24 protein-coding genes and 2 tRNA genes are annotated in these 24,907 nt (G+C 71.6%); 9 read left to right on the top strand and 17 right to left on the bottom strand.

Going from position 1 to position 24,907, the window contains the following annotated elements:
- Nucleotides 1-70: 70 nt before the first annotated feature.
- The gene (locus tag OG472_RS29045; RefSeq protein WP_401606649.1) at nt 71-1,036 is read left to right on the top strand and encodes a helix-turn-helix domain-containing protein; all 966 of its coding nucleotides are present in this window, start codon (nt 71-73) and stop codon (nt 1,034-1,036) included.
- A gap of 12 nt (nt 1,037-1,048) precedes the next feature.
- Here OG472_RS29045 and def read toward each other — a convergent pair whose 3' ends face one another.
- The 8 genes from def to OG472_RS29005 all read right to left on the bottom strand — a co-directional run bounded on the left by def (nt 1,049) and on the right by OG472_RS29005 (nt 8,672).
- On the bottom strand, nt 1,049-1,684 hold the full coding sequence (gene def / locus OG472_RS29040) for a peptide deformylase (protein WP_319722992.1): 636 nt from the start codon (nt 1,682-1,684) through the stop codon (nt 1,049-1,051).
- A gap of 82 nt (nt 1,685-1,766) precedes the next feature.
- Nucleotides 1,767-2,768 carry a hypothetical protein gene (locus tag OG472_RS29035; RefSeq protein ID WP_351291610.1) on the bottom strand — a complete coding sequence of 334 codons (1,002 nt, stop codon included), beginning with the start codon at nt 2,766-2,768 and terminating at the stop codon, nt 1,767-1,769.
- Between the two features lie 120 nt (nt 2,769-2,888).
- On the bottom strand, nt 2,889-4,151 hold the full coding sequence (locus OG472_RS29030; RefSeq protein ID WP_405942209.1) for an HD-GYP domain-containing protein: 1,263 nt from the start codon (nt 4,149-4,151) through the stop codon (nt 2,889-2,891).
- Nucleotides 4,148-5,758, bottom strand: a complete 1,611-nt coding sequence (locus OG472_RS29025; protein ID WP_405831915.1) for an HD-GYP domain-containing protein — start codon at nt 5,756-5,758, stop codon at nt 4,148-4,150. Before OG472_RS29025 ends, OG472_RS29030 begins: the two co-directional genes overlap by 4 nt.
- A gap of 191 nt (nt 5,759-5,949) precedes the next feature.
- Nucleotides 5,950-6,255 carry a mycothiol system anti-sigma-R factor gene (gene rsrA / locus OG472_RS29020; protein WP_030032336.1) on the bottom strand — a complete coding sequence of 102 codons (306 nt, stop codon included), beginning with the start codon at nt 6,253-6,255 and terminating at the stop codon, nt 5,950-5,952.
- Nucleotides 6,252-6,896 (bottom strand): sigma-70 family RNA polymerase sigma factor, encoded by a 645-nt coding sequence (locus tag OG472_RS29015; protein ID WP_030709911.1) that lies wholly within the window; start codon nt 6,894-6,896, stop codon nt 6,252-6,254. Before OG472_RS29015 ends, rsrA begins: the two co-directional genes overlap by 4 nt.
- A 286-nt stretch (nt 6,897-7,182) precedes the next feature.
- A complete protein-coding gene (locus OG472_RS29010; RefSeq protein WP_405831913.1) occupies nt 7,183-7,827 on the bottom strand; it encodes an alpha/beta family hydrolase in 645 nt (214 codons plus the stop codon).
- Between the two features lie 26 nt (nt 7,828-7,853).
- Entirely contained in the window at nt 7,854-8,672 is an 819-nt protein-coding gene (locus OG472_RS29005; RefSeq protein ID WP_401606658.1) for an SOS response-associated peptidase, read from the bottom strand.
- 53 nt (nt 8,673-8,725) lie between these two features.
- On the opposite strand from OG472_RS29005, the gene OG472_RS29000 reads away from it, so the two are divergent.
- From OG472_RS29000 to OG472_RS28985, 4 genes are all read left to right on the top strand, one after another.
- Nucleotides 8,726-9,439, top strand: a complete 714-nt coding sequence (locus tag OG472_RS29000) for a M50 family metallopeptidase (RefSeq protein ID WP_405831911.1) — start codon at nt 8,726-8,728, stop codon at nt 9,437-9,439.
- 64 nt (nt 9,440-9,503) lie between these two features.
- On the top strand, nt 9,504-10,886 hold the full coding sequence (aroA, locus tag OG472_RS28995; protein ID WP_401606661.1) for a 3-phosphoshikimate 1-carboxyvinyltransferase: 1,383 nt from the start codon (nt 9,504-9,506) through the stop codon (nt 10,884-10,886).
- An 8-nt stretch (nt 10,887-10,894) separates the two neighbouring features.
- Complete coding sequence (gene rsgA / locus OG472_RS28990; RefSeq protein WP_401606663.1) at nt 10,895-11,905, top strand: ribosome small subunit-dependent GTPase A; 1,011 nt, start codon at nt 10,895-10,897, stop codon at nt 11,903-11,905.
- Between the two features lie 101 nt (nt 11,906-12,006).
- The gene (locus OG472_RS28985) at nt 12,007-12,330 is read left to right on the top strand and encodes a multidrug efflux SMR transporter (RefSeq protein ID WP_030011402.1); all 324 of its coding nucleotides are present in this window, start codon (nt 12,007-12,009) and stop codon (nt 12,328-12,330) included.
- On the opposite strand, the gene OG472_RS28980 is transcribed toward OG472_RS28985, so the two are convergent.
- A complete protein-coding gene (locus OG472_RS28980) occupies nt 12,296-12,847 on the bottom strand; it encodes a TetR/AcrR family transcriptional regulator (protein WP_405831909.1) in 552 nt (183 codons plus the stop codon). The genes OG472_RS28985 and OG472_RS28980 overlap by 35 nt on opposite strands.
- A 123-nt stretch (nt 12,848-12,970) precedes the next feature.
- On the opposite strand from OG472_RS28980, the gene hisN reads away from it, so the two are divergent.
- Together hisN and OG472_RS28970 are read left to right on the top strand one after the other, a co-directional pair.
- On the top strand, nt 12,971-13,774 hold the full coding sequence (gene hisN, locus OG472_RS28975) for a histidinol-phosphatase (protein WP_405831907.1): 804 nt from the start codon (nt 12,971-12,973) through the stop codon (nt 13,772-13,774).
- A gap of 237 nt (nt 13,775-14,011) precedes the next feature.
- Nucleotides 14,012-14,404: a cyclic nucleotide-binding/CBS domain-containing protein gene (locus tag OG472_RS28970; RefSeq protein ID WP_383562736.1), complete on the top strand. Its 393-nt coding sequence runs from the start codon at nt 14,012-14,014 to the stop codon at nt 14,402-14,404.
- 101 nt (nt 14,405-14,505) lie between these two features.
- Here OG472_RS28970 and OG472_RS28965 read toward each other — a convergent pair whose 3' ends face one another.
- Nucleotides 14,506-15,975, bottom strand: coding sequence for a catalase (locus OG472_RS28965; protein ID WP_401606671.1), 1,470 nt, complete (start codon nt 15,973-15,975; stop codon nt 14,506-14,508).
- Between the two features lie 130 nt (nt 15,976-16,105).
- On the opposite strand from OG472_RS28965, the gene OG472_RS28960 reads away from it, so the two are divergent.
- A complete protein-coding gene (locus tag OG472_RS28960) occupies nt 16,106-16,522 on the top strand; it encodes a Fur family transcriptional regulator (protein ID WP_401606673.1) in 417 nt (138 codons plus the stop codon).
- A gap of 118 nt (nt 16,523-16,640) precedes the next feature.
- Here OG472_RS28960 and OG472_RS28955 read toward each other — a convergent pair.
- The 4 genes from OG472_RS28955 to OG472_RS28940 all read right to left on the bottom strand — a co-directional run bounded on the left by OG472_RS28955 (nt 16,641) and on the right by OG472_RS28940 (nt 22,011).
- A tRNA-Met gene (locus OG472_RS28955) sits at nt 16,641-16,714 on the bottom strand.
- A 242-nt stretch (nt 16,715-16,956) separates the two neighbouring features.
- On the bottom strand, nt 16,957-18,813 hold the full coding sequence (locus tag OG472_RS28950) for a tetratricopeptide repeat protein (RefSeq protein ID WP_383562729.1): 1,857 nt from the start codon (nt 18,811-18,813) through the stop codon (nt 16,957-16,959).
- Between the two features lie 192 nt (nt 18,814-19,005).
- Nucleotides 19,006-19,079, bottom strand: a tRNA-Met gene (locus tag OG472_RS28945).
- Between the two features lie 52 nt (nt 19,080-19,131).
- On the bottom strand, nt 19,132-22,011 hold the full coding sequence (locus tag OG472_RS28940) for a UPF0182 family protein (RefSeq protein WP_405834955.1): 2,880 nt from the start codon (nt 22,009-22,011) through the stop codon (nt 19,132-19,134).
- Nucleotides 22,012-22,142: 131 nt separating this feature from the next.
- Here OG472_RS28940 and OG472_RS28935 point away from each other — a divergent pair, with 131 nt between their 5' ends.
- On the top strand, nt 22,143-22,712 hold the full coding sequence (locus OG472_RS28935) for a PPA1309 family protein (RefSeq protein ID WP_383562726.1): 570 nt from the start codon (nt 22,143-22,145) through the stop codon (nt 22,710-22,712).
- Between the two features lie 21 nt (nt 22,713-22,733).
- On the opposite strand, the gene OG472_RS28930 is transcribed toward OG472_RS28935, so the two are convergent.
- The 3 genes from OG472_RS28930 to OG472_RS28920 all read right to left on the bottom strand — a co-directional run bounded on the left by OG472_RS28930 (nt 22,734) and on the right by OG472_RS28920 (nt 24,751).
- On the bottom strand, nt 22,734-23,825 hold the full coding sequence (locus OG472_RS28930) for a PDZ domain-containing protein (RefSeq protein WP_401606677.1): 1,092 nt from the start codon (nt 23,823-23,825) through the stop codon (nt 22,734-22,736).
- Between the two features lie 99 nt (nt 23,826-23,924).
- Complete coding sequence (locus tag OG472_RS28925; protein ID WP_401606678.1) at nt 23,925-24,122, bottom strand: hypothetical protein; 198 nt, start codon at nt 24,120-24,122, stop codon at nt 23,925-23,927.
- Nucleotides 24,123-24,289: 167 nt separating this feature from the next.
- Nucleotides 24,290-24,751 (bottom strand): molybdenum cofactor biosynthesis protein MoaE, encoded by a 462-nt coding sequence (locus OG472_RS28920; RefSeq protein WP_361752985.1) that lies wholly within the window; start codon nt 24,749-24,751, stop codon nt 24,290-24,292.
- Nucleotides 24,752-24,907 lie beyond the last annotated feature (156 nt).

The following is a 24,907-nucleotide window of genomic DNA, read 5'->3' as shown; positions in this document are numbered from 1 at the left end:
CCTCCTCTGGGGAAAACTCGCACAGTGGCAGGACTGTCATGAAAGAGCGAATTACTGCCACACTGGAGGCATGCTGACCAACGTGGCCGTGGCCCTCCTCGACGAGATCGCCCCCTTCGAGTTCGGGATCTTCTGCGAAGTCTTCGGAATCGACCGCAGCGATCACGGACTGCCGGTGTACGACTTCGCCGTGTGCGCGGCGCAGGAAGGTCCGCTGGCCATGTCCGGCACCGGCTTCACGGTCTCCCCCGAACACGGGCTGGAGCGGCTGGAGAGCGCCGACCTGATCTGCGTGCCCGCCTTCCGCGACGCGGGCGACCGCACGTTCCCGGAACCGCTCCTGGAGGCGCTGCGCCGCGCGGTGGACAGGGGAGCGCGGGTGCTCAGCGTGTGCAGCGGCGCGTACGTGCTCGGGGCTGCGGGGCTGCTGGACGGCCGGCGCTGCACCACGCACTGGATGCACGCCGGGACGCTGGCCCGGCGCTTCCCGCGGGCGCTGGTCGACCCGGACGTGCTCTACGTCGACGCGGGCCCGGTGATCACGTCCGCCGGCACCGCCTCCGGCATCGACGCCTGCCTGCACCTCGTGCGCCAGGAGCACGGGGCCGAGGTGGCCAACACCATCGCGCGGCGGATGGTCGTACCGCCCCACCGGGACGGCGGGCAGGCCCAGTACATCGAGCGGCCGCTGCCGCGGACCTCCTGCGACACCGTGGGCGAGGTGATCGAGTGGATGGCCCGCCACCTGGAGGAAGAGATCACCGTCGAACAGCTCGCGGAGCGCGCGCACATGTCACCGCGCACCTTCGCCCGCCGCTTCCTCCAGGAGACCGGCACCACCCCGTACAAGTGGGTGCTGCGGCAGCGGGTCCTGCTGGCCCAGGAAATGCTGGAGTCGACCGACGAGACGGTGGACGCGATCGCCGGCCGCTCCGGCTTCGGCAACGCGGCCGCCCTGCGCCACCACTTCCTGCGGACCCTGGGCACCACGCCGAATTCCTTCCGGCGCACCTTCCGGGGCCCGCAGGCCGCCTAGCCGGCCGAGGGGCTACGCGTTCGGGACGGTCTCGTAGCGCGGGGTGCCCTCTTCCATCTGCCGCAGGGCGTCCTTGCGGTCCCGCTTCGAGAGGCGGTCGATGTAGAGGTAGCCGTACAGGTGGTCGGTCTCGTGCTGGAGGCAGCGGGCGAAGTAGCCGGTGCCGCGCACCTTGATCGGGTTGCCCTGGGCGTCCTGGCCCTCGACCTCGGCGTAGTCCGGGCGGGCCAGCGAGGCGTACGCCGTCGGGACCGACAGGCAGCCCTCGTTCGAGTCGTCCAGCACCCGGGTGCCCGCGGGCAGCTCGACGAGCTTCGGGTTGACGACGACACCGGTGTGCCGCACGCCGTCGTCGTCCGGGCAGTCGTAGACGAAGACCTTCGCGTCCACGCCGATCTGGTTCGCGGCGAGGCCCACGCCCTCGGCGGCCTTCTGGCTGGCAAACATGTCGTCGATCAGCTGCGCCAGCTCGTCGCCGAACTCGGTGACGTCCTTGCACTCGCTGTGCAGGACCGGGTTGCCGACGACGGTGATCGGGCGGGCGGTGCCGCGCTCACGGTGGGCGAGCTCGCGCTCCGCACAGTCCTCCGTGTCCACTACGTACCCGTCGTTCACGACCTCGACAACCTCGTTCTCCTGCTGCGACATGTCCGCCGTACGCCTTCCGTAAGTCCAAGTCACCGGTGGTCGCCAATGGCCACCGATGTGCCCGTACAGCCTACGGCCCGGCTCAGCAGACTTCTTCGAGATCCCGCCACTCACGGGTGCCCGGGCTGTCCGCGACCCAGCCGTCGAGCAGTCCGCGCACCAGCCCGGCCGGCGCAGCGATACCGCATTCGCGCTCCGGCACCCACAGGGAACCGGAGCCGGCCGTACGGTGCCCCAGCGGCCCGGGGTGCCCCGGCTCGCTGTGGTCGTGCGGATCCAGGTGCTCGCCGTCGCCCTCGTCGCTGGGCATCTCGCTCTCCGAGCAGGTCCGGCACAGCAGCCGCACCGACGAGGACCAGTCCTCGGCGGCGAAGCCGGCGTCCGAGGCCAGCTGCTCCAGCGCGTCGCGGTCCGCCTCGGTGGCCGCCTCCAGCAGCACCACCCAGGTCGGCACCGGCGACGGCGCCCACAGCTCGATCTCGTCGAAGACGGGGTACGAGGGGCCGGCCGCGGTGATCCGCTCACCGTGCGGGACCCCGTCGTGGAGCACGACCTCGCCCCAGCGCCGCCCCGAGGACGGCAGCGGGATCGACAGGACCTCCAGCCGGGCCGGGTCCAGCCGACGGCCCCAGACCACCTCGGCCTCGCCCTCCGGCGAGAGCCGCACGGCGGCGCTGCCGAGCTCCATGCCGACCGGTTCGCCACTGCCCTTGCCGCCCGCACCGTGTGCGTCGCCGGGCACCTTCAGCCCGTACGCCTGCCAGGCCCGCCGGGCCAGCGGCCAGTCCTGCAGGGCGGTCGCGGCGATGCCGACGTTCCACCAGTCCGGGGCGCCGGTCTCCCGGTCCAGCAGGGCCACGGCGCGCAGTCCCGCGGACCGTGCCTGCTCCCAGTCGTGCCGGAACTTGTGCAGCAGGGCCAGATTGAACCAGGACTCGGACAGCCAGGGCTCCAGGTCCGCCGCTCTGGTCAGGAGCGCACCCGCGTCCTCGTACCGACCGTCGCCGATCAGCGTGAACGCGCGGTCGGTGGCCTGCCGCCACGAGGCGGAGGGCCGATGCCGTACCTTCCCGAAGATCCTCACGATTCCCGCCTGCCTGGGGGCACCCTCCCAGCGGTGGCTGGGGGACAACGGTGCAGCCTTGCGGACACTCTTACTGGCATCCAACCATGCCCACTCGGACGGCCGCTCATTACCCATGGGTTACCCCGGTCGGACAGGAACAACTCTGTCACGTCCACCCCTGGCCAGAACCCTCGCCAGACACTCCACGACCTCCGGCTGGTAATCGTGCCCGGTGCCCAGGCGGAGCTGTTCCATGGCGGCCAGTGAGCCGCCCGGGTGACGGCTCCCGCCGCCCAGGTCGTCGTACGCGTTCACCGTGCGCACGATGCGGGCCAGCACGGGCTGCTGCCGGTACGGGTCCGCCTGCCGCTCCACCACCACGGCGACCTCGGCGGGCACCCCGGTCTGGCGGGCCACCTCACCGCCCAGCCCGGCGATCCGGCGGGCCTCGGGGGCGGGCAGCCCGGCGGTGGCCCCGTCCGGGACCGGGTCGACGAGGGAGAGCTGGCCGATGTCGTGCATCAGGGCGGCGTACTCCAGCACCGTGAGCTCCCGCTCCGACAGCCCCAGCTCCCGGCCGACGGCGCAGCTCAGGGCAGCGACCCGGCGGGAGTGGCCCGGCCGGGTGTAGCCGGCGATCTCGGTGGCGCGGGCCAGGGAGGTGATCGTCTGGCGGTAGGTGGTGCGGATCGCGGTGATCCGGTGGAAGGACAGCTGGGTCAGCAGCAGGGGCACGCTGAAGACGGGGATGGCCCACAGGCCCGCGACGGCCGCGCCGAGCGCCATCACGACCCCGGTGGCGCAGATCGCCGCACCGATGCCGAGCTGGGCGCGCAGTTCGTCGCGCAGCAGGGGTCCGTACGGCCAGCCGGTGCGGGCCCCGGCCAGCGCGGCGGCGAGGACGGCGTCGCACAGGGCGGTGAGGCCGAGGAGGCAGAGCAGGAAGACGACGAGGTACGGGCCCTGGCCCACCCGTTCCTCCAGCCGGCCGGAATTGTAGAGCGGCTGGAAACAGACGGCGGCGAAGCCGACGGTCAGCACCCGGCGGGACAGGTGGTCGAGGGCCGGGCCGCGGCCCCGGGCGATGTGCGGGACGATCCCGGCGAGGGCCGCCGCGACGACGACCGCGACGATCTGGAGCACCCCGTGGCGGGAGGGCTGGCCGGCGTTCTGGCCGAGCAGGGCGTAGGCGAGGGCGCCGGCGGAGCCGAGCGGCGCGGGCAGCCGGTCGACGGAGCCGTCCTGCCGGTCCCGGCGGGCGAGCTCGCCGACGGCGATCAGCGCGCCGAAGGCCAGGGCGGCGCCGGGCTCGACGACACCGTTCCACAGGGTGTGCCCGAGGGCGACGACGGTCAGCACGGCCGCGGCCCCCCGCACCGTCCACACGGCCGCGGCCCTCATCCGCCCGCCCCGGCGCCGTCCGCACCGCGACCGGGCCCCGCGGCCGGGGGCGTCCCGCCGGCGGGCGGAGCCGTGTTCCCCGGGCCGTCCGCGCCGGCGGGCGCCGCTTCCTGCGCGGGAAGGACGCTCAGCGCCGCCCTCGCGGGGGACGCGGCCGCGCGGGCGCTCCCGGGGGGCCCGGCGGTCCCGTCGGCAGGACCGGAGCCCTGCGCCGGCAGACCCGGCAGGCCCGACGGACCCGGCCCCCCGGTACCCGCGGCCCCGGCGGGAGCGCCGGCGCTGATCACCTGGAGGTCCTCGTCCGAGGTGACCACCGGGTGCCAGCCGTGCCGGCCGATGGCGCCCGTCAGGGCCCGCACCATCGCCGGGTCGAACTGGGCCCCCGCACACCGGTCCAGCTCGGCCAGGGCCACCGGCACCGGCCGGGCCCGGCTGTAGGAGCGGGTCGAGGTCATCGCGTCGAAGGCGTCGGCCACCGCCACCACCCGGGCCAGTACCGGGATCTGCTCGCCGGTCAGCCCGTACGGGTAGCCGGAGCCGTCGACCCGCTCGTGGTGGTGCAGGATCGCGGAGCGGGCCTCGCCGAGGAAGCCGATGCCGCGCACCATCTCGTGCCCGTACTCGGGGTGCAGCTCGATGATCCGGCGTTCCTCCGGGGTGAGCGGCCCGTCCTTGCGCAGCAGCCGGGTGGGGACGCCCAGTTTGCCGACGTCGTGGAGGATCCCGGCGATCCGCACGACTTCCATCCGGTCGTCGGCCATGCCCAGCTCGCGGGCGATCATCGCGGAGGCCTGGCCGACCCGTTCGCTGTGGCCGCGGGTGTAGCGGTCCTTGATGTCGACGGCCTGGACGAGGGCGCGGATGGTGGCCCGGTGGGCGGCGCGCTCGCGGTGGTACTGGGCGAAGACCCAGCAGGAGATGTACATCGGCAGCAGGACGAGCAGTGCGGCCGGGATCCCGTACGGACTGCGCCACATGACGGCCATCATCAGTCCGGCGAGCCCGTGGACGCAGTGCGGGGCGAGGGAGGCGGTGAGCAGTCCGCGCCAGGCGGTGGCGGCGGGACGGCGTTCGGCGGTGGCCAGGATGCCGCCGTCGAGGGCGGTGAGCACCAGGCAGAAGACGACGGCCGCGGCCGCCGCGGGGAGCATCACGTAGGGGAAGTCCGCCACCCGGCCGGGGGGACCGGACCCCACGGAAGGCCCTCCGCCGAGGGCGGCCGGACCCCGCAGCAGCCCGTACGCCTGGCCGGCGGCCCAGGCGGCCATGGCCTGCTGGGCGCCGTGCCAGATGCGGCGCACCCGGGCGGGCCGCTCGGCCACAGTCCCCGCGAATCCGCCGGGCAGCGCCACGAGCGCGGCGGCGGCGGGCGGCAGGAGGAAGACGGCGGCGAGCACCACGGGGAAGAAGGAGCCGATGCCCTCGGGCACCCGGCCGCCCAGCAGCGGGCAGATCTTCACGAGTTCGCAGCCGGGGTAGAGCAGGGCGAGCAGGACGACGGCCGCCCAGGGCGTACCGGAATCCGTGAGGGCCGGAGTGACGCACGCTGCGGCCGCGAGGACGGCGCACAGGATGTATCCGCGCGCCATCGGCGGAAGTACCCGCATGGCACTCTCCTCCCCTTGGCCGTACAAGCCGGGTACCGAATCAAACCAGTACCGAATGGGGAGAATAAGTGGGGCCCCGAGCGAGGTGGGCCACATTTTCGTATTGCGCCAAGTGGACGCCCCCGGATTAGCACATTCGGGTGAACGAAGTGCCCTTCCGGGGGCGGTTGTTCCGTGCTTCGCCGATCAGGTCAGCCGGGGGCGGGGTTGTCGGCGGTGACGTCGTGATCGGGCACCGCCTGCCCCGACCGGATCAGCTCGATCCGGCCCATCACCTTCGACCGCAGGTCGCTCGGCACGTCGTCCGACCCGCAGCAGCGCTTGACCAGCTTCTTCACGGCCTGCTCCAGGCCGTACTTCTCCAGACAGGGATTGCATTCGCCGAAGTGGGTCTCGAACTTCGTGCAGTCGCTGTCGGGCATCTCATGGTCGAGGAACTCGTACAGGTGGTCCAGGACCTCAGAGCACTCTGTCTCGTGCGGCTCTCCGCAACTCATGAGCCCGAGCCTTTCCTGTCGTTCGACTCTCCCGCGCCCGCGGGAACCAGCCCGCGCTCGCGGGCATAGTCCTCCAGCATTCCGCGGAGTTGACGGCGGCCACGGTGCAGTCGTGACATGACCGTACCGATGGGTGTACCCATGATGTCCGCGATCTCCTTGTACGCAAAGCCCTCTACGTCGGCAAGGTAGACCGCGATGCGGAACTCCTCGGGAATGGCCTGGAGCGCTTCCTTCACGTCCGAATCGGGCAGGTGGTCGAGCGCCTGCGACTCGGCGGAGCGCAGTCCGGTCGACATGTGCGACTCGGCGCGTGCCAGCTGCCAGTCCTCGATCTCCTCCGCGGCGCTGCGCTGGGGCTCGCGCTGCTTCTTGCGGTAGGAGTTGATGAACGTGTTGGTCAGGATGCGGTACAGCCACGCCTTCAGGTTGGTGCCCTCGCGGAACTGGTGGAAGGACGCGTATGCCTTCGCGTACGTCTCCTGGACCAGGTCCTCGGCGTCGGCCGGGTTGCGCGTCATGCGCAGCGCGGCCGAGTACATCTGGTCGAGGTAGCCGAGGGCGTCCCGCTCGAAGCGCGCATTGCGCTCCGGGGTCGTCTCCTCCGCGTGGCCTTCGTCGGTCCCAGCGACAGGACCCACCTCCTCCGACTGCGTGGCGGCTCCGAAAGCGGATCCGCTCGAATCGGAGAATAGTCGACCATCCCGGCCCTCCGCCGCCCGAAGCGTGCTGCGCTTGGGGGCAGGAAGAACAGTCCAGTCCAGGTCAGCGGCCTGCCGACGGTTCTGACTGATGACCTGGGTCATGCGCTCCCTCTCCTCCGACAAGTTCCCGTACGTACCGACATCCGAGACAACAGAAGGGCCGGGCGGCGCATTCCCGCGCACCGGACGGGTTTTCGGGCCTTCCGCTTCCTCCCCGCTCCCGCTACTTCCCGGCCGGGAGCTTCAGCAGCCATTCCGCGACCGCGCCGGTGATCTTCCCGAGGGCCTCGTCCTGGGTGAGGTCCGCCTTCTTCGGCACGGCGAAACCGTGATCGCCGTACGGGATCTCCACCAGCGCGTGCTCTCCCTCCGGGAACTCCTCCGGACGCCCGAAGGGGTCCCGGCCGCCCTGGACCACGAGCGTGGGCCGGCCGGCCCCGGTGAGCTCCGCGGCGCGGGACTTCTCCGGCCGGCCCGGCGGGTGCAGCGGGAACGCCAGCGCCAGCACCCCGGCGGCGCCCAGCTCGACGGCGGTCCGGCAGGCCACCCGGGCCCCGGCGCTGCGACCGCCCGCGACGACCGGCAGCCCGGGCTTCGCGAGCGCGGGCCACAGCGCGCGCCATCCCTCGTCCAGCACCCTGGGCGCGGCGGCGACCTTCTTCCCGGCGACCCGCCAGGGCTGTTCGACCAGCGCGACCGTGATCCCGCGGGCGGGCAGGGCGGCGGCCAGCGCCTGGAGGTCGCGGGCCTCGATGCCGCCGCCGGCGCCGTGGCTCACGGCGAGCACGAGCTTCGCCGCGCGGGCGGTGTGCCAGGTGATGCGGGCCTCGCCCGCCGGGGTGTCTACGCTCTCGGTACGCGTGGTCATGCGCCCCATCCTGCCCGGGGCGGGGCCTAGAAGAGGGTCGCCTCTTCCGGTGCGGCCAGCTCTTCCAGCAGCTCGGGCCCGTTGTTGCGGACGTTGCTCACGGCGGTGGACACCGGGTAGGCCCGCATCAGCCCGCCCGGCGGCGGCGCCAGCAGCTCCCGCAGGGATCCCTCGGTGTCGGTGTTCGCGGGGTCCAGCCAGGCGTCCCAGCGGTCCGGGGTCAGCATGAGCGGCATCCGCGGGTGGATCTCGGACAGCGAGCGCGGCCCTTCGGCCGGGGGTACGCCCAGAGGTCCCGTCTCGGCCTCGGTGGTGATCACCGAGCAGGTGACCCACCAGGCGAGCGGGTGCTCGTCGGGCAGGGTCCGGTCGCGCCAGAACTCGTATATCCCGGCCATCGCGAAGACGGAGCCGTCGGAGGGGAGCACGAAGTAGGGCTGCTTGCGGGCGCGCTTCTTCTTCCCCTCCACCTCCAGCTGCCGCTCGTCGTGGGCGGTGACCCACTCGTAGTAGCCGTCGGCGGGGACGATGCAGCGGCGCTGCGCGAAGGGGCGGCGGAAGGACGGCTTCTCGTGCAGGGTCTCGGACCGGGCGTTGATCATCCGGGCGGCGCCGTCGGGGTTCTGCGCCCAGGAGGGGACCAGGCCCCATTTCAGGGTGCGCAGCTGGCGAACCGGACGCGGGTGCGAAGCGTCCTTCAGGGGACGGTCGAGGATGACGTGCACCTCCTTGGTCGGAGCCACGTTCCAGTCGGGGGCCAGGGCCTCCTCCGGCTCCCACTTCTCGATGCCGAAGGCCTCCACGAGGTCCTCGGGTCCACGACTCGCCGCATACCGTCCGCACATGGCTGTCACACTGCCATGCCACCCCGTCATCACCGCAAGGAGTCCGCCAACCCATGGACAGCAGCACGACGGCCGGCCTCTGGGACCGGCTCACGGGCATACAGACCCCGCCCGACCGGTGGCTGGTGATCGTGACCGGCCTGGTCGCGCTGGCCGCCGTGGGGCCCCGCCCCCTGTGGCGGCTCTCCCGCAACGCCATCACCATCGCGCACGAGGGCGGGCACGGCCTCCTGGCGCTGCTGACCGGGCGGCGCCTCAGCGGAATACGGCTGCACTCGGACACGAGCGGGGTCACCGTCAGCCGGGGCAAGCCGACCGGGCTCGGCATGATCCTGACCGCCGCCGGCGGGTACACGGCGCCCTCGCTGCTCGGGCTCGGCGGGGCGGCCCTGCTCTCCGCGCACCGGATCACGCTGCTGCTGTGGGCGGCGACCGCCCTGCTGGTGGCGATGCTGGTGATGATCCGGAACGCGTACGGGGCGCTGACCGTGGTGCTGACGGGCGGGGCCTTCCTGCTGGTGTCCTGGCTGACCCCGGCCGAGGTGCAGGCCGCCTTCGCCTACCTGGTGGTGTGGTTCCTGATCCTCGGCGGGGTCCGGCCGGTCTTCGAGCTGGGGGCCAAGCGGAGGAATGGCGGAGCCCCGGATTCCGACGCCGACCAGCTGGGCCGCCTCACCCACCTGCATCCGGTGGTGTGGCTGCTGTTCTTCCACATCGTCGCGCTGTGCTCGCTGATCGGCGGCGGACGCTGGCTGCTCGCCCTGTGACCACCCCGTGAGACCGGGACGCGATCAAGATCTGGGGCCGGAGGAAGCCACTAAAGTGGGGGCCATGACCGAGACCCCCGCGCTCCCTGCCCTCTGGCCCGCTCCGCTCGCCGACGGGACCGTCCACGCCACCGTCACGGTGCCGGGCTCCAAGTCGGTCACCAACCGCGCCCTCGTGCTCGCCGCGCTGGCCGCCGAGCCGGGCTGGGTGCGCCGCCCGCTGCGCTCGCGCGACTCCCAGCTGATGTCCGACGCGCTGCGCGCGCTGGGCGTCGGCATCGAGGAGACGGTCTCCTCCAGCTCCGCCGGTGCCACCAACGGCGCAGTGGGCGGCGAGGCCTGGCGGATCATCCCGGCGGCCCTGCACGGCCCGACGACCGTGGACGTCGGCAACGCCGGCACCGTCATGCGCTTCCTGCCGCCTGTCGCCACCCTCGCCGACGGGGACATCCGCTTCGACGGCGACCCGCGCTCCTACGAGCGCCCGCTCGGCCAGGTCATCAGCGCCCTGCGCACGCTCGGCGCCCGGATCGACGACGACGGCCGGGGCGCGCTGCCCATGACCGTCCAGGGCGGCGGGGCCCTGGAGGGCGGCACGGTCGAGATCGACGCCAGCAACTCCTCGCAGTTCGTCTCCGCGCTGCTGCTCTCCGCCCCGCGCTTCAACCAGGGCGTCGAGGTCCGGCACGTGGGCGCCACCCTGCCGTCGATGCCGCACATCCGGATGACCGTGGAGATGCTGCGCGCTGCGGGCGCCCAGGTCGACACCCCGGAGGCCGGCGGCGAGAAGAACGTGTGGCGGGTCTCCCCCGGCGCGCTGCTCGGCCGCGACCTGGTCGTGGAGCCGGACCTGTCCAACGCCCAGCCCTTCCTGGCCGCGGCTCTGATCACCGGCGGCACGGTGACCATCCCGGACTGGCCGCGCCGCACCACGCAGCCCGGTGACGCGCTGCGCCGGATCTTCACGGAGATGGGCGGCTCCTGCGAGCTGACCGACGCGGGCCTGGTCTTCACCGGCACGGGCAAGATCCACGGCATCGACGTGGACCTGGGCGAGGTCGGCGAGCTCACCCCGGGCATCGCGGCGGTGGCGGCCCTGGCCGACTCCGAGTCGGTGCTGCGCGGGGTCGCGCACCTGCGGCTGCACGAGACGGACCGGCTGGCCGCGCTGACCAAGGAGATCAACGCCCTCGGCGGCGACGTCACCGAGACCGCGGACGGCCTGCGCATCCGGCCGCGCCGCATGCACGGCGGCGTGTTCCACACGTACGACGACCACCGGATGGCCACCGCGGGCGCGGTGATCGGCCTGGCGGTGGAGGGCGTACAGATCGAGAACGTGGCGACGACCGCGAAGACCCTGCCGGACTTCCCGCAGATGTGGGCGGACATGCTCGCCGGGGATGCCGGTGGTTCCGGGACGCCCGGAGCGGGTGCGGGAGCGTAGGGCCGGTCATGCGCAGGTACGGCAAGCACACCGACGAGGACGACATCCGGCAGCGCCCGAACCCCAAGGGCAACCGGCCGCGGACCAGCATCCGGCCCAAGCACGAGGACGCGGCCGAGGGCTTCGTCCTGACCGTCGACCGCGGCCGGCTGACCTGCCTGGTCGAGGGCCGTTCCGTGCACGCGATGAAGGCCCGCGAGCTCGGCCGCAAGGCCGCGGTGGTCGGCGACCGGGTCTGGATCGTCGGTGACCTGACCGGCAAGAAGGACACCCTGGCCCGCATCGTGCGGATCGAGGAGCGCAAGTCCGTCCTGCGGCGCACCGCCGACGACGACGACCCGTACGAGCGCGTGGTCGTCGCCAACGCCGACCAGCTGGCCATCGTCACGGCCCTGGCCGACCCGGAGCCGCGGCCCCGGATGATCGACCGCTGCCTGGTGGCGGCGTACGACGCCGGCCTGGAGCCGCTGCTGGTGCTCACCAAGTCCGACCTGACCTCCGCGGACAAGATCCTGGAGATCTACTCGACGTTCGGGCTGAAGTACGTGGTGACCAACCGCGAGGAGCTGGCGGCGGGAGACGCGGCCGACCGGGTGCGCGAGCACCTCAACGGCCGGATCACCGCCTTCGTCGGCCACTCGGGCGTCGGCAAGACCACGCTGGTGAACTCGCTGGTCGCCGAGGGCCGCCAGCGCGCCACCGGAGTGGTCAACGCGGTGACCGGCCGCGGCCGGCACACCACCACCTCGGCGCTCGCGCTGCCGCTGCCGGGCGGCGACGGCTGGGTCATCGACACCCCGGGCGTGCGCTCCTTCGGCCTGCACCACGTGGACCCGTCCCGGGTGATCCTGGCCTTCCCGGAGCTGGTGCCGGGTACGGAGGAGTGCCCGCGCGCGTGCAGCCACGACGAGCCGGACTGCGCGCTCGACAAGTGGGTGGAGGGCGGACACGCGGACCCGGCGCGGCTGTATTCGCTGCGGCGGCTGCTGGAGACGCGGGAGCGGCGCGAAGGCGACTGACCGTCCGGCGGGGTGTGCCGTGTTTGTCGGGGGTCCCGGCTGGATAAATGCATAATCCCACCAAGTGACGTGATGTCACGTGACGCGGGGAGGCATTCGACATGGCGTGGCTGCTGGTCGTGGTCGCGGGACTTCTGGAGACCGGTTTCGCGGTCTGCCTCAAGCTCTCCCACGGATTCACCCGGCTGTGGCCGACCGTCGCCTTCGCGTGCTTCGCGCTCGGCAGCTTCGGTCTGCTGACGCTGGCCCTCAAGAAGCTGGACGTGGGACCGGCGTACGCGGTGTGGACGGGCATCGGCGCGGCCGGGACCGCGATCTACGGAATGGTCTTCCTCGGTGACCTGGTGTCCACCCTCAAGCTCGTCTCGATCTCGCTGGTCATCCTGGGGGTCATCGGACTCCAGCTGTCCGGGTCGGCGCACTGAGCTCCCGGAGCAGCCTGAGCAGCTCGGCCGCCCCCGGTTCCTCTCCCGGGGCGATCACGTAGGAGAGGGCGAGGCGCACGGCGAGCTCGCACCGCTGCGGGCCCTCCCCCGGCGTGAGCGCGGCGGCCGCCCGGTCGCGGACGGCCCGGGCCAGCTCACCGGGGGCGGGCGCCCGGCGTCCCGCGGCGGGCAGGTCCGCGTCCCAGCTGCCGGTGAGCAGGGCCCGTACGAGGGGTTGCGCGCGGGCGGCGCGTACGGTCCACTCCGCGACGGCGGCGAGCCGTTCGGCGGCCTGCGCCGGGGCGGCCAGGGCCCGGTCCACGCCGTCGAGGTACCGGTCGGCCTCGCGCCGGACCAGGGCACTGCCCAGGCCCGCCTTGCCGCCGAACTCGTTGTAGAGGGTCTGCCGGGACACCCCGGCCGCCGCTGCCACCTCGACCATGCGCACGGACGGCCAGGGGCGCGCGCAGAGCGCGGCTCCCGCCGCCTCCAGTAAGGACTCCCGGGCTGCCGGCATCCTCGCCTCCCCGATCGGCTCTCCGGCCAGAGTTGACGGGCCGACAGATCCTGTCAAGGGCGCGTCGGGGCCGCACTGTGGACGTCGTTCGCCCGGGTCCGGGAGTCTCGATACTGTTCGGGCATGCCCGAGTATGACGATGACCTGCGCTTTGCCCTCGAACTCGCCGACGCGGCGGACGCCGCCACGATGGAGCGGTTCCGCGCCCTCGACCTGAAGGTCGAGACGAAGCCGGACATGACCCCGGTGAGCGAGGCGGACCAGGCCGCCGAGGAGATCATCCGGGCGGGCATCGCGGCCGCGCGGCCCGGCGACGCGATCCTGGGCGAGGAGTACGGCCTGCAGGGCAGCGGTCCGCGCCGCTGGGTGGTGGACCCGATCGACGGCACGAAGAACTACGTGCGCGGGGTGCCCGTCTGGGCGACGCTGATCTCCCTGATGGCCGAGGGCGCCGACGGCGTCTTCCGGCCGGTGGTCGGCGTGGTGTCCGCGCCGGCGCTGGGCCGCCGCTGGTGGGCGGCCGAGGGGCGGGGGGCGTACGCGGGCGGCGCGCTCGGCGAGACCACCGCGATCGGTGTTTCCAAGGTGTCCGGGCTGGGCGACGCCTCGTTCGCGTACTCCTCGCTGAGCGGCTGGGAGGAGCAGGGCCGGCTCGCCGGGTTCCTTGACCTGACCCGGGCGTGCTGGCGCACCCGCGGCTACGGGGACTTCTGGCCGTACATGATGGTCGCGGAGGGTTCGCTGGACCTGTGCGCCGAGCCCGAGTTGAACCTCTGGGACATGGCCGCCATCGCGGTCGTGGTCCAGGAGGCGGGCGGCCGGTTCACCGGCCTCGACGGGGTGGACGGCGTGCACGGCGGGAACGCGGCGGCCTCGAACGGGCTGCTCCACGAGGAGATGCTCGGCCTGCTGCGCCCGCGCGCGTGAGGCTCTGCGCTCCCGGGACCGCGCGCTCCTGAGGCCCCTGCGCGCCGGGGGCCCGGGGCCGCACCCGGGGACATTTGTGCGCCGGCACGCTCCTTTGCGCGCCTTCTTGCTGACCCTCCGTGTCCATGGGAATCTGAGACTCCCCACGCTTGTGCGCTTGTGAAGCCTTTCTCTAAGGACGGCTTCACGGGCACACCCACCCAAGCGGGGGGCTCACCCCAGGAGGTGGCTCTCTTCATGCTCGTCCGTGACGCAATGAGCACCGTGATCCTCACCCTCGGACCCGCACACACCCTCCGGCAGGCGGCCTGCCTCATGTCCGGCCGGCGCGTCGGCGCGGCCGTCGTCCTCGACCCCGACCACAGCGGAATCGGCATCCTGACCGAGCGCGACATCCTCAACTCGATCGGCGCGGGCCACGATCCCGACCGGGAGTCCGTGGGCGCGCACACCACCAACAACGTCGTCTTCTGCACTCCCGACGCCACCGTGCAGGAGGCTGCCGAGGCGATGGCGCACGGCGGCTTCCGGCACCTGATCGTGCTGGAGAACGGCGGGCCGGTGGGCATCGTGTCCGTACGGGACGTCATCCGCTGCTGGGCACCGGCACGGCGCACGGTCTCCGCATAGGCGCACGCAGACACGCAGGCATCTCTTCACGAAACGGCGCCGGGCCGGAACCCTCCGAGGAGGATTCCGGCCCGGCGTCACGCAACGGCAAGCGATCCGTTTCAGCCGCGAAGGGCCTGGACCGCGGCCTCCAGCCGCTTGCCGAAGTCGCCGTCCGCCTGACGGAAGTTGTTGATCGCGCGCTCGACGATGTCGTCACGCGAGACCTTGGCGATGAAGCCGGACAGGTTCTCGACCAGACGGGCCTTCTCGTCCTCCGAGTAGAGGCGGTAGAGGTTGCCGGCCTGGACGAAGTCGTTGTCCTCGCTGTGCACGGCGGCGGCGTGGTTGCCCGTGCCGCCGGTCACGTCGATGGGCTGCCACAGCGGACGGTCGGTCTGGTGCGGGCCGCCGAAGCTGTTGGGCTCGTAGTTCTTCGCACCCTTGTGGCGGCCGTCGTACAGGTAGCCGTCGCGGGAGTTGGTGCGCGCCTCGGTGGCGTGCGGGCGGTTCACCGGCAGGTGGTCGGCGTTGATGCCGACGCGGTAGCGGTGGGCGTCGCCGTAGCCGAAGAGGCGGCCCTGGAGCATCTTGTCCGGGGAGGGGCCGATGCCGGGGACGAAGTGCGCCGGGGAGAAGATCGACTGCTCGACCTCGGCGAAGACGTTCTCCGGGTTGCGGTTGAGCTCCAGCTTGCCGATCTCGATCGGCGGGTAGTCCTCGTGCGGCCACACCTTGGTGAGGTCGAACGGGTTGAAGCGGTAGGTCGCCGCCTCGGCCGCCGGCATGATCTGGACCTGCACGGTCCAGGTCGGGAAGTCGCCGCGCTCGATGGACTCACGCAGGTCGCGCTGGTGGGAGTCGGGGTCCTCACCGGCGAGCTGGTTGGCCTCGGCCTGGGTGAGGTTCTTGATGCCCTGGTCGGTCTTGAAGTGGTACTTGACCCAGAAGACCTCGCCGGCCTCGTTGTTCCACTGGAACGTGTGCGAGCCGTAGCCGTTCATGTGGCGGTAGGACGCCGGGATGCCGCGGTCACCGAACAGCCAGGTCACCTGGTGGGTCGACTCGGGCGACAGACCCCAGAAGTCCCAGACGTTGTCCGCCTCCTGCGAGCCCGTGTACGGGTCGCGCTTCTGGGTGTGGATGAAGTCGGGGAACTTGATGGCGTCCTTGATGAAGAACACCGGGGTGTTGTTGCCGACGAGGTCGTAGTTGCCCTCTTCGGTGTAGAACTTCAGCGCCCAGCCGCGGGGGTCGCGCACCGCGTCGGCCGAGCCGAGGTTGCCCGCGACGGTGGAGAAGCGCAGGAAGGTCTCGGTCTCCTTGCCGACCTCGGAGAGGAACTTGGCACGGGTCCACTGCGAGACGTCGCGGGTCAGCGTGAAGGTGCCGTAGGCGCCGGCGCCGCGGGCGTGCACCACGCGCTCCGGGATGCGCTCGCGGTTGAAGTGCGCGAGCTTCTCCAGCAGCAGCTGGTCCTGGACCAGAACGGGACCTCCGACGCCGGCGGTCTCACTGTTCTGGTTGTCGGCGACCGGAGCCCCGGCCTCCGTGGTGAGCGGTCCCTGCGTCACGTGCGCCTCCTGCGTCATTCCCGGATGTCCTGTCCTTGGCGTTCGCCGTACCCGATCCTACGATGGACTTTGTCTAAGTCAAGTAAGCATCCAAGTCCGCACCGGTTCGGGAGTTACACCGAATCCCCTCACTGTTAGGCTGATGTCTATGAGTGACCTGCTGGAACGACTCCGCGGACGCGGCTGGCGCATGACGGCGCAGCGGCGTGTCGTGGCCGAGGTGCTCGACGGTGACCACGTGCACCTGACGGCCGACGAGGTGCATGCGCGCGCTGTGGCCAAACTGCCCGAGATCTCGCGGGCGACCGTCTACAACACGCTGGGCGAGCTCGTCACCCTCGGCGAGGTCCTGGAGGTTTCCACGGACCGGCGCGCCAAGCGGTACGACCCGAACGCCCACCGGCCCCACCAGCACCTGGTCTGCGCCCAGTGCGGCGCGATCCGCGACGTCCACCCGGCGGGCAACCCGCTGGCCGACCTGCCGGACGCGGAGCGCTTCGGCTTCGTCGTGTCCGCGGTCGAGGTGACCTACCGCGGGGTCTGCCCGAACTGCGCGGCGACCTGACCCCCGAAACGCGAGAAGGGCCCGGACCCCACGGGGGGCCGGGCCCTTCTGCTTGCCGCTTCACCCCCGGAAACGACTCAGGGCCCGGATCCATTGGATCCGGGCCCTGGGCCTTCAGTAGCGGGGACAGGATTTGAACCTGCGACCTCTGGGTTATGAGCCCAGCGAGCTACCGAGCTGCTCCACCCCGCGTCGGTAAACCCAACGTTACGTGAGGCCCCCCGGCAGATGCAAATCGGTTAACCGGCCAGCTCACGGGGCAGGAGAGCGGTCACCGTCTCGGCCCAGGTGCCCTCGCCGGAGCAGCCACCACCTGGCTCTACCGCTGACAGCCGCACCACTCCAGCCCCGCCGGCGTCTGAGGCCCGGGGTCCGGGGCGGAGCCCAGGCAGCCGGCGCTGCAGCCACGAAGGCAGCCGAGCCCCCGGCCGGGGTCAGGCCGAGAGTTCCTCCGCCAGGGCCTCCCGCAGCCGCGCCGCCCGCTCCGAAACCTCCGCCGGCCCCAGCTCCATGGCGCGAACGCACCACTTCTGCCCCTCCGCCAGGTCCCCGTGGCGGGCAGCCAGCAGCCCCAGCCGCAGCGCCGCACGGCCGTGGCCCGCCACCGCCGCCCGCGTCCACCACAGCGCAGCCTCCGGCTCGCTCCCCTCGCGGGCGAGCAGCAGCCCCAGGTTGAACGCCCCGTTGCGGGAACCGGCCTCGGCCGCCTCCCGGTACCACCGCGCGGCCACCGCCAGGTCACCGCGGGCGGCGGCGAGCATGCCGACCCGGACCTGGGCCCGGCGGTGCCCCAGCTCGGCGGCCCGCTCATACCACTCCTCGCTCTCGGTGCGCGGGGCGCCGCCCACCGGCTCGCCCAGCGCGACCGGCTCCGGCGGCGGGGCCAGCGACTCCAGCAGCGCGGCCAGCCGGAAGGCGGCCTCCGCGCTGCCGCCGCCCGCCGCACACCGCAGGTGCCGCTCGGCCGCCCGCTCCTCGCCGTCGCGCACCAGCGCGATGCCGACCTGCAGCGCCGCGTCCGTGTGTCCGGCCGACGCGGCCCGCTCGTACCACTTCAGCGCCGTGCGGTCCTCGTCCCGGCTGGCGAAGAGGATCCCGAGGTTGAAGGCGGCGTCGACGCTGCCCGCCTCGGCCGCCTTCGAGAACCACGGCTCGGCGCCCGCCGCGTCCCCGACCTGGAGCAGCATGATGGCCAGCGCGTTGGCCGCCTCGCGGTGTCCCGCGTAGGCCGCCCGCCGGTACCACTGCTCGGCCTGCGCGGTCCGGTCCTGTGCGGCGCACAGCAGAGCAAGGTTGTACGCCCCGTTCTGGTCGCCCGCGTCCATGGCGGTCCGGTACCAGCGCTCCGCGGTCTGGGTCTCCCCCCGCGCGGCGTGCAGGGCGCCCAGCGCGTTCGCGGCGTTGCCGTCGCCGTCCTCGGCGGCGCGGTGCCACCAGGTCGCCGCGCTCTCCTCGTCCCCGGCGTCGCGCAGCAGGAAGCCGAGCGCGCACGCGGCGCGGGCCTCCCCCTGCTTGGCGGAGGTCAGGTACCAGCGCCCGGCCTCCTTGAGCTCCCCGCGTGCCTCCAGCAGGGCGCCCAGGTGCAGGGCCGCGCGCCGGTGCCCGCGCGCGGCGGCCTGCCGGTACCACTGCTCGGCCTCGGTGGGGTCGCCCTTGCGCAGGTGCCTCGCCAGCCGGTACGCGGCTTCGCGGTGCCCCTGTTCGGCGGCGGCGCGGAACCACCGCTCGACGCCCTTGTCGCCTCGGTGCTCCAGCAGGTCGGCCAGCCCGTACGCGCCCAGCGCATGGCCGGATTCCGCCGCCTGCCGCATCCAGTACTCGGCGGCGGGCTCGTCCCCGCGCTCGCGGAAGTGGCGGCCGAGGGCGTGCGCGGCCGGTGCGGATCCGGCCACGGCCGCGACCCGCCACCAGCCCGCGGCCTCTTCGGGGTAGCCGCGCTGGTGCAGGAGCACGCCGAGGTTGTTCGCGGCGGCCCGGTCCCCTTCGCCGGTGGCCCCCCGCAGGTACGGCTCGGCCCCGTCGAGGTCACCGCGGCGCAGCAGCAGCGCACCGAGCACGCTCATGGCGCCGGGGTCGCCCTTGTCGGCGGCCACCCGGTGCCGGGCCTCCAGCTCGGCGTCGCTCGCCGCGTCGGTCTCGGCGAACAGTTCCTGCGCGAAATCCGCATCGGTCAGCGCGGTCTGCGCGTCGGCTACCGGAACCGCCCCCTGGGCCTCTGCGCCCGATTCGGTCTCCGCCCTCACAAACCGCCCTGTCTCCAGCAGAGTTGACCTGTCCCCCATAAATCCCATCGTCGCATCACCTGCTACCCGCGTACACCTGGTATGTCGCAGCCAGTGAGGTCACTACAGCGTTTTGTCGACATGCCCACAGTGGGTCAAGTCAAACACGCTCCTACCCCAACTCACCCGCCCCAGCTAACGCGTGTCCGCCCCGGACATGACGAAGGCCCGGATCCCATGGATCCGGGCCTTCATCTTCAGTAGCGGGGACAGGATTTGAACCTGCGACCTCTGGGTTATGAGCCCAGCGAGCTACCGAGCTGCTCCACCCCGCGTCGGTGAAACCACAGTATCACGACGCGGGACGGAACCATTACCCATTGATCATCAGCCGCCCGGCTGGGGCGCCGTCGTCTTCGCCTCCGCGTCGATCGCCCGCTTCAGCGCCGCCTTGATCTCGTCCTGGGCCTTGCCGAAGGCCGCCCAGTCGCCGGCCTGCCTGGCCTTCTCGGCGTCCTCGATGGCCTTCTGCGCGTCGGCGAGGGCCGCCTTGACCGTCGGGTCCTGGTTGACCGGGGGCGTGACGGTGCCCTCGCCCGGCGGCTGGGCCGGGGGCACCGGCGTGGTCGGGGCCTCGGCCCCGAAGACCACGTTCAGCGCCTTCTCCAGCGTGTCCTCGAAGGCCGTCTGGCCGCCGTAGGTCACCAGCACCTTGCGCAGCAGCGGGTACTTCAGCCCGGAGCTGCGGACGTAGACCGGCTCCACGTAGAGCATTCCGCCGTCGAGCGGCACCGCGAGCAGGTTGCCGTACTCGATCTCCGAGTCACCACCGCGCAGCAGGCGGATCGACTCGGCGATCTTCGGTTCGGACTGGAACTTGCTCTGCACCTGACCGGGGCCGTCCGGCGGCTTGCTGGTCGGCATCTTCAGGATTCTGATCTTGCCGTAGTCCGGGGTGCCCGGATCGGCGTTGACCGCCATGAAGGCACTCAGGTTGGGCCGCTCGTTCGGCGTGAACGTCGTGGTGAGCGAGAAGACCTGGTCCTTCTCCTTCTGGCCCGGCATCTTCATCGACAGGTAGTACGGCGGAACCGCCGTGCCGGCCTTGGTCGTCGGGTCGTCCGGGACCGCCCAGGCCTCACTGCCGCTGAGGAAGGTCTGCGGGTCCGTGACGTGGTACCGGGTCAGCAGCTCGCGCTGGACCTTGAAGAGGTCCTGCGGGTAGCGGAGGTGGTCCATGAGCGGCTTGGCGATGTCGCTCTTGGGCTTCACCGTGCCGGGGAACGCCTTCATCCAGGTCTTGAGTACCGGGTCCTCGGTGTCCCACTGGTACAGGTTGACCGAGCCGTCGTACGCGTCGACGGTGGCCTTCACCGAGTTGCGGATGTAGTTGACCTGGTTCTCCTGGGCCACCACCGTGCGCTGGCTGTTGGTCAGCGAGTCGGCGGTGCTCTGGCCCAGCGTGGTGCGCGAGGCGTACGGGTACCCGTTGGTCGTCGTGTAGGCGTCGACGATCCACACGACCCGCTTGCCGATCACGGCCGGGTACGGCGCGCCGTCGATGGTCAGCCACGGGGCGACCGCCTCGACGCGCTGCTTGGGCGTGCGGTTGTAGAGGATCCGCGAGCCCTCGCCGATGGCGCCCGAGTAGAGGATCTGCGGCTCGCTGAAGGAGAGCGCGTAGGCGGCCCGGTTGACCGGGTTGTCGAGGTTGACGCCGGAGTCGCCCTTGTAGCTCGTCTCCTTCTCGCCCTTGTCGTCCGAGTAGTCGAGCTCCTTCTGCGGCCCGCCGACGATCGAGTACTGCTTCGTCTGCTCGCCGTAGTAGATGCGCTGCTCGAAGTCCGTGCCGAACATCCCCTTGGAGGGCAGGTCGGACTGGGTGAAGTCCGGGGCCCCCTGGTCGCCGACGGTGGTGCCCTTGGCCGCGACCACGCCGTAGCCGTGCGTGTACTTGAAGTGGTCGTTGATCCAGTTGTTCTTCGGGATGCCGCCGATGTTCAGCTCGCGCAGCCCGATGACCGTGTCCTGCGCGCTGTACCGGTCCACGGCGAGCGTGGACGGGAAGGCGTAGTAGCCCTTGACCTGCTGGAGCTGCTGGAACGCGGGCGAGACGATGTTCGGGTCCAGGAGCCGGATGCTGGCCGTGGTGTCGGCCTGCGGACGCAGCTTGGTCCGGTCGGCCGTCTGCGGGGAGCCCGGGTAGTCCGCGACCTCGGAGCCGGCGATCCCGTAGGCGTCGCGCGTGGCCTTGATGTTCTTCTGGACGTACGGCGATTCCTTGGCCTGCTCGTTCGGCTGGACCTGGAACTTCTGCACGATCGCCGGGTACAGCCCGCCGATGAGGATCGCCGAGAGCACCATCAGGCCGAAGCCGATCACGGGGAGCTGCCAGGTGCGGCGCCACAGCGTCGCGAAGAACAGCACGGCGCAGATCGCGGCGATGGCGACGAGGATCGTCTTCGCCGGCAGGTAGGCGTTGGCGTCGACGTACCGCAGGCCCGTCCAGTTGTCCGCCGCCTTGAAGTCGCTGGACTTCACGGCCAGCCCGTACCGGTCGAGCCAGTACGCGACCGCCTTCAGCGTGACGAAGAGGCCGAGGAGCACCGACAGGTGCCCGGTGGCGGCGGCCGTGGCCCGGGCGCCCGGGCTGGTCACGCGCAGTCCGCCGTACAGGTAGTGCACGACGGCCGCGGCGATCACCGACAGCACGACGGCGGCGAAGCCGAAGCCGAGCAGGAAGCGGTACCAGGGCAGGTCGAAGGTGTAGAAGGACACGTCCATGTGGAACTGCGGGTCCTTCGATCCGAAGGTCACCCCGTTCACGAACATGAGCCAGGTCTTCCACTGACCGGCCGCCGAGGCGCCCGCGATCAGCCCGACGAGCACGGCGATGCCGAGGAGCAGCCACTTCTTGTACGGGGCGATGCTCATCCGGTAGCGGTCGAGGCTCTGCTGTTCCATCGACATGGCGCTGAGCGGCGGCCGCAGCCGGTGGGCCAGCCAGATGTTGAACCCGACGGCACCGGCCATCAGCAGACCGAAGACGGCGAAGAGACCGATCTTCGTCCACAGGGTGGTGGTGAAGACGGTGGAGTACTTCACGGAGCGGAACCAGAGCCAGTCCGTCCAGAACCCCGCGAACATGATGAAGAGCATGGCGAGGACGGCCAGCACGCCCAGGGTCATGAGGAGAGTGCGGGCCCGCCGGGAAGGTCGGCCGACTCTCATCCGTGGCCCGGACGGGCCTCCGCCGCGGTCCGGCATCTGGAAAGCCAAGGTGCGCACCTCGAAAGTCGCTGAGTACTGGTATTGAACGGACCCCCGATCGTAGAGCCCATTCATGCAACTTACTGAGGCTCTGGTCAGTTCCCGGTATGGGCCGGAAAGGAGGCAGGATGTTGTCCATGTCCAACGTTTCGCCTTCCCCCGGCACCCCCATGGCGGCCGGCCCGCTCACCCGCGCCTGTCTCGAGATCGACGAGTACGCGGCCGGCCTCGGCTGGGACAAGCCCGCGCGGCTGTTCGCACTGGTCGACACCGCCCGGCTCAAGAAGCAGGAGCCCCGGCTCGCCAGCCAGCTCGGCCTCGACCAGGACGACGCCGGCAAGGCCTCCCTCACCCCGATCGAGCAGGACGAGGTCCCGGCCGGGACCCCCCTCGACAAGTTCCTGGGCACCATCGCCTGGCCCGACGCCGTCGTCGGCTGCGCGCTGACGGTGGAGCGGCTGATGCTGCCGCCGTCCGCGGAGGCCTCCGTACCGGAGGGGCTGAGCGACAAGCAGCTGTCGAAGTGGGTCGCCGCTCACCCGGAGCGGCAGGAGGTCCGCCTCACCGTGGCCGTGCTGCGGGACGGCTCGCGCGAGTCGGCCGTACGCCTGCGCGAGAAGGACTCCTCGACCGAGGTCCTCACCGGCGGGGGCCTGGTGCCCGGGCTGGCCGAGGCGCTGGCCGCGACCTTCTCGTAGGACCGCAGGGGGGAGGACCGGTCAGGGCTTGGCGCTGCACTGCGTCAGCCCGGCCGTGTCCCCCTTGCTGATCTTCTCCAGTGCCTTGGTGGCGTCGCCGATCGTGGAGACCTTCACCAGGGTCAGCCCGTCGGGCACGTTCGTGGCCGCGGAGGCGCAGTTCTCGGCGGGCGTCAGGAAGTACTCGGCGCCGGCCTGGCGGGCGCCGATGGTCTTCATCTGGATGCCGCCGATCGGGCCGACCTTGCCCCCGTCGTCGATGGTGCCGGTGCCCGCGACGAACTTGCCGCCGGTCAGGTCCTCCGGGGTCAGCTTGTCGACGATGCCGAGGGCGAACATCAGGCCGGCGCTGGGGCCGCCGACGTCCGCGAGCTTGATGTCGATCGTGAACGGGAAGGTGTGGTCGGATCCTGCCCGGATGCCGACGATGGCGTGGCCGTCGCCCTCCGCCTTGCCCGCGTTGATCGTCACCTTCGAGGAACCGGCGGGCTCGTGGTTGGCCTTCGCCGCCTCGGCCGCCTCCGCGGCGGGCACGATGGTGAAATCGACCGGCTCGCCGGGCTTGTGCTTGGTGACGAGCTTGGCCACGTCCTCGGGGGCCGTGACGGGGGCGCCGTCCACGGCCTTGATCACGTCACCGGCGTGCAGCTTGCCCTCGGAGGGGCTGCCCTTGACCACGGACGCGACGATCACACGGGCGGTGACCGGGATGCCGAGCTCCTTCAGGGCCGCCACCTTGGCGCTCTGCTGGGACTGGCTGAACTCCTCGGCGTTCTCCTGAGTGGATTCCGCGTCCGTCTTGCCGTCCGGGTAGAGGTTCTCGTGCGGCACGACGATGTTGTCGCCGGACAGCCACCCGTACACCGCTTCCACCAGGTTCATGTCGTAGTCCGCGCCGGTGACGCGGACCGTCGTCATGTTCAGGTGGCCGCTGGTCGGGTACGTCTTGCGCCCCGAGATGTTGAGTACGGGCGCACCGTGCGAGTCGCCGAGCGTGTTCACGGTCGGGCCGGGGCTCATCTCGGAATACGGGACCTTGATGAACACCCCTGCGCAGAGCAGCGCGAACAGCACGAGGGTGGAAGCGAGCATCGTCGCAGTGCGGCGTGGCATGGATCCGACAGTACGGGACGGCCCCGGCGGGCGACCCTCGGGGCCGGTCCGTACGGGGTCCGTACGCGAAACTCTCAGGGGATTCTCAGCGGAGTCCCGTCAGACGGCGTCGGAACCGGAATGGGCCTCTGCCTTCGCCCTGGCCCCATCGGCGTTCGCCATGGCCTCGCGGAACCGCGCGTAGCCGGCGAGCTCGGATATGTCACCTTGCGTGCGGTCGCGTGCCGCCCAGCTGCCCCATATCGCCGCACCTATCGCGGCGAACAGCGGAATCAGCAACCACGCCAAAGACGCCATGGGCGTGCCTCCCTACCCCGAACTACGTTTCGTTGGTGGCTTCAACGCTCGTGCCCGTGGGGGGGTTACGCAAATCGAGGGCGTGTTGCGCGGCCGAACGGGTGCGAGGCTACCCCCTTGCGGGGGCCGCTCCGCGACCGGGGTTCAGCAGGCTCCGACCCACTCTTCTAGCAGGCGCCGACCCACTCCTCGCTGCCGTCGGCGAAGGTCTGGTGCTTCCAGATCGGGACCTCGTGCTTGAGGTCGTCTATGAGCATCCGGCAGGCCTCGAAGGCCTCGCCGCGGTGCGGGCAGGAGACGGCGACGACGACGGCCAGGTCGCCGACGGCCAGGTCGCCCACGCGGTGCACGGCGGCCAGCGCACGGACGGGGAACTTGGCCACGACGCGCTCGGCGACCCGGCGCATCTCGGCCTCGGCCGTCGGGTGGCAGGAGTAGCCGAGCGAATCGACGTCCGCCCCGCTGTCGTGGTTGCGCACCGTGCCGACGAAGAGCGTCGTCCCTCCCGTCGCGTCGTCGCCGACGGCCTGGAAGACCTCGTCGATCGAGAGCGGGGTTTCACGGATCTCGAGCAGCCGGATCGGGTCCTGAGCGGCCTGCTCGCCGGGGTGGTCGAAGTGCGGTGCCATGCCTTCATCGTGCCCTAGTGGCTGACGAGGCGAAATAGCAGTTTCGCCCGTGCCGGACCCGCCGCCTTGGGAGCCTCCTACCAATCGGGCCCCGCCATCCGGCCCCGCCGGCACGATCCGGCCCCGCCGGCGTTTGAGGCGCGGGGGCCCGGGGGC

It is taken from the genome of Streptomyces sp. NBC_00207, from assembly GCF_045160965.1.
Lineage (GTDB): Bacteria > Actinomycetota > Actinomycetes > Streptomycetales > Streptomycetaceae > Streptomyces.
This window is presented reverse-complemented; position numbering and strand designations above follow the sequence as displayed.

Excerpts from the sequence above, each read along its gene's own strand:
- OG472_RS29045 (WP_401606649.1), top strand. The coding sequence starts at position 71 with ATGCTGACCAACGTGGCCGTGGCCCTCCTCGACGAGATCGCCCCCTTC.
- def (WP_319722992.1), bottom strand. The coding sequence starts at position 1,684 with ATGTCGCAGCAGGAGAACGAGGTTGTCGAGGTCGTGAACGACGGGTAC.
- OG472_RS29030 (WP_405942209.1), bottom strand. The coding sequence starts at position 4,151 with ATGAGGGCCGCGGCCGTGTGGACGGTGCGGGGGGCCGCGGCCGTGCTG.
- OG472_RS29025 (WP_405831915.1), bottom strand. The coding sequence starts at position 5,758 with ATGCGGGTACTTCCGCCGATGGCGCGCGGATACATCCTGTGCGCCGTC.
- rsrA (WP_030032336.1), bottom strand. The coding sequence starts at position 6,255 with ATGAGTTGCGGAGAGCCGCACGAGACAGAGTGCTCTGAGGTCCTGGAC.
- OG472_RS29010 (WP_405831913.1), bottom strand. The coding sequence starts at position 7,827 with ATGACCACGCGTACCGAGAGCGTAGACACCCCGGCGGGCGAGGCCCGC.
- OG472_RS29005 (WP_401606658.1), bottom strand. The coding sequence starts at position 8,672 with ATGTGCGGACGGTATGCGGCGAGTCGTGGACCCGAGGACCTCGTGGAG.
- OG472_RS29000 (WP_405831911.1), top strand. The coding sequence starts at position 8,726 with ATGGACAGCAGCACGACGGCCGGCCTCTGGGACCGGCTCACGGGCATA.
- aroA (WP_401606661.1), top strand. The coding sequence starts at position 9,504 with ATGACCGAGACCCCCGCGCTCCCTGCCCTCTGGCCCGCTCCGCTCGCC.
- rsgA (WP_401606663.1), top strand. The coding sequence starts at position 10,895 with ATGCGCAGGTACGGCAAGCACACCGACGAGGACGACATCCGGCAGCGC.
- OG472_RS28985 (WP_030011402.1), top strand. The coding sequence starts at position 12,007 with ATGGCGTGGCTGCTGGTCGTGGTCGCGGGACTTCTGGAGACCGGTTTC.
- OG472_RS28980 (WP_405831909.1), bottom strand. The coding sequence starts at position 12,847 with ATGCCGGCAGCCCGGGAGTCCTTACTGGAGGCGGCGGGAGCCGCGCTC.
- hisN (WP_405831907.1), top strand. The coding sequence starts at position 12,971 with ATGCCCGAGTATGACGATGACCTGCGCTTTGCCCTCGAACTCGCCGAC.
- OG472_RS28970 (WP_383562736.1), top strand. The coding sequence starts at position 14,012 with ATGCTCGTCCGTGACGCAATGAGCACCGTGATCCTCACCCTCGGACCC.
- OG472_RS28965 (WP_401606671.1), bottom strand. The coding sequence starts at position 15,975 with ATGACGCAGGAGGCGCACGTGACGCAGGGACCGCTCACCACGGAGGCC.
- OG472_RS28960 (WP_401606673.1), top strand. The coding sequence starts at position 16,106 with ATGAGTGACCTGCTGGAACGACTCCGCGGACGCGGCTGGCGCATGACG.
- OG472_RS28950 (WP_383562729.1), bottom strand. The coding sequence starts at position 18,813 with ATGGGATTTATGGGGGACAGGTCAACTCTGCTGGAGACAGGGCGGTTT.
- OG472_RS28940 (WP_405834955.1), bottom strand. The coding sequence starts at position 22,011 with ATGCCGGACCGCGGCGGAGGCCCGTCCGGGCCACGGATGAGAGTCGGC.
- OG472_RS28935 (WP_383562726.1), top strand. The coding sequence starts at position 22,143 with ATGTTGTCCATGTCCAACGTTTCGCCTTCCCCCGGCACCCCCATGGCG.
- OG472_RS28930 (WP_401606677.1), bottom strand. The coding sequence starts at position 23,825 with ATGCCACGCCGCACTGCGACGATGCTCGCTTCCACCCTCGTGCTGTTC.
- OG472_RS28925 (WP_401606678.1), bottom strand. The coding sequence starts at position 24,122 with ATGGCGTCTTTGGCGTGGTTGCTGATTCCGCTGTTCGCCGCGATAGGT.
- OG472_RS28920 (WP_361752985.1), bottom strand. The coding sequence starts at position 24,751 with ATGGCACCGCACTTCGACCACCCCGGCGAGCAGGCCGCTCAGGACCCG.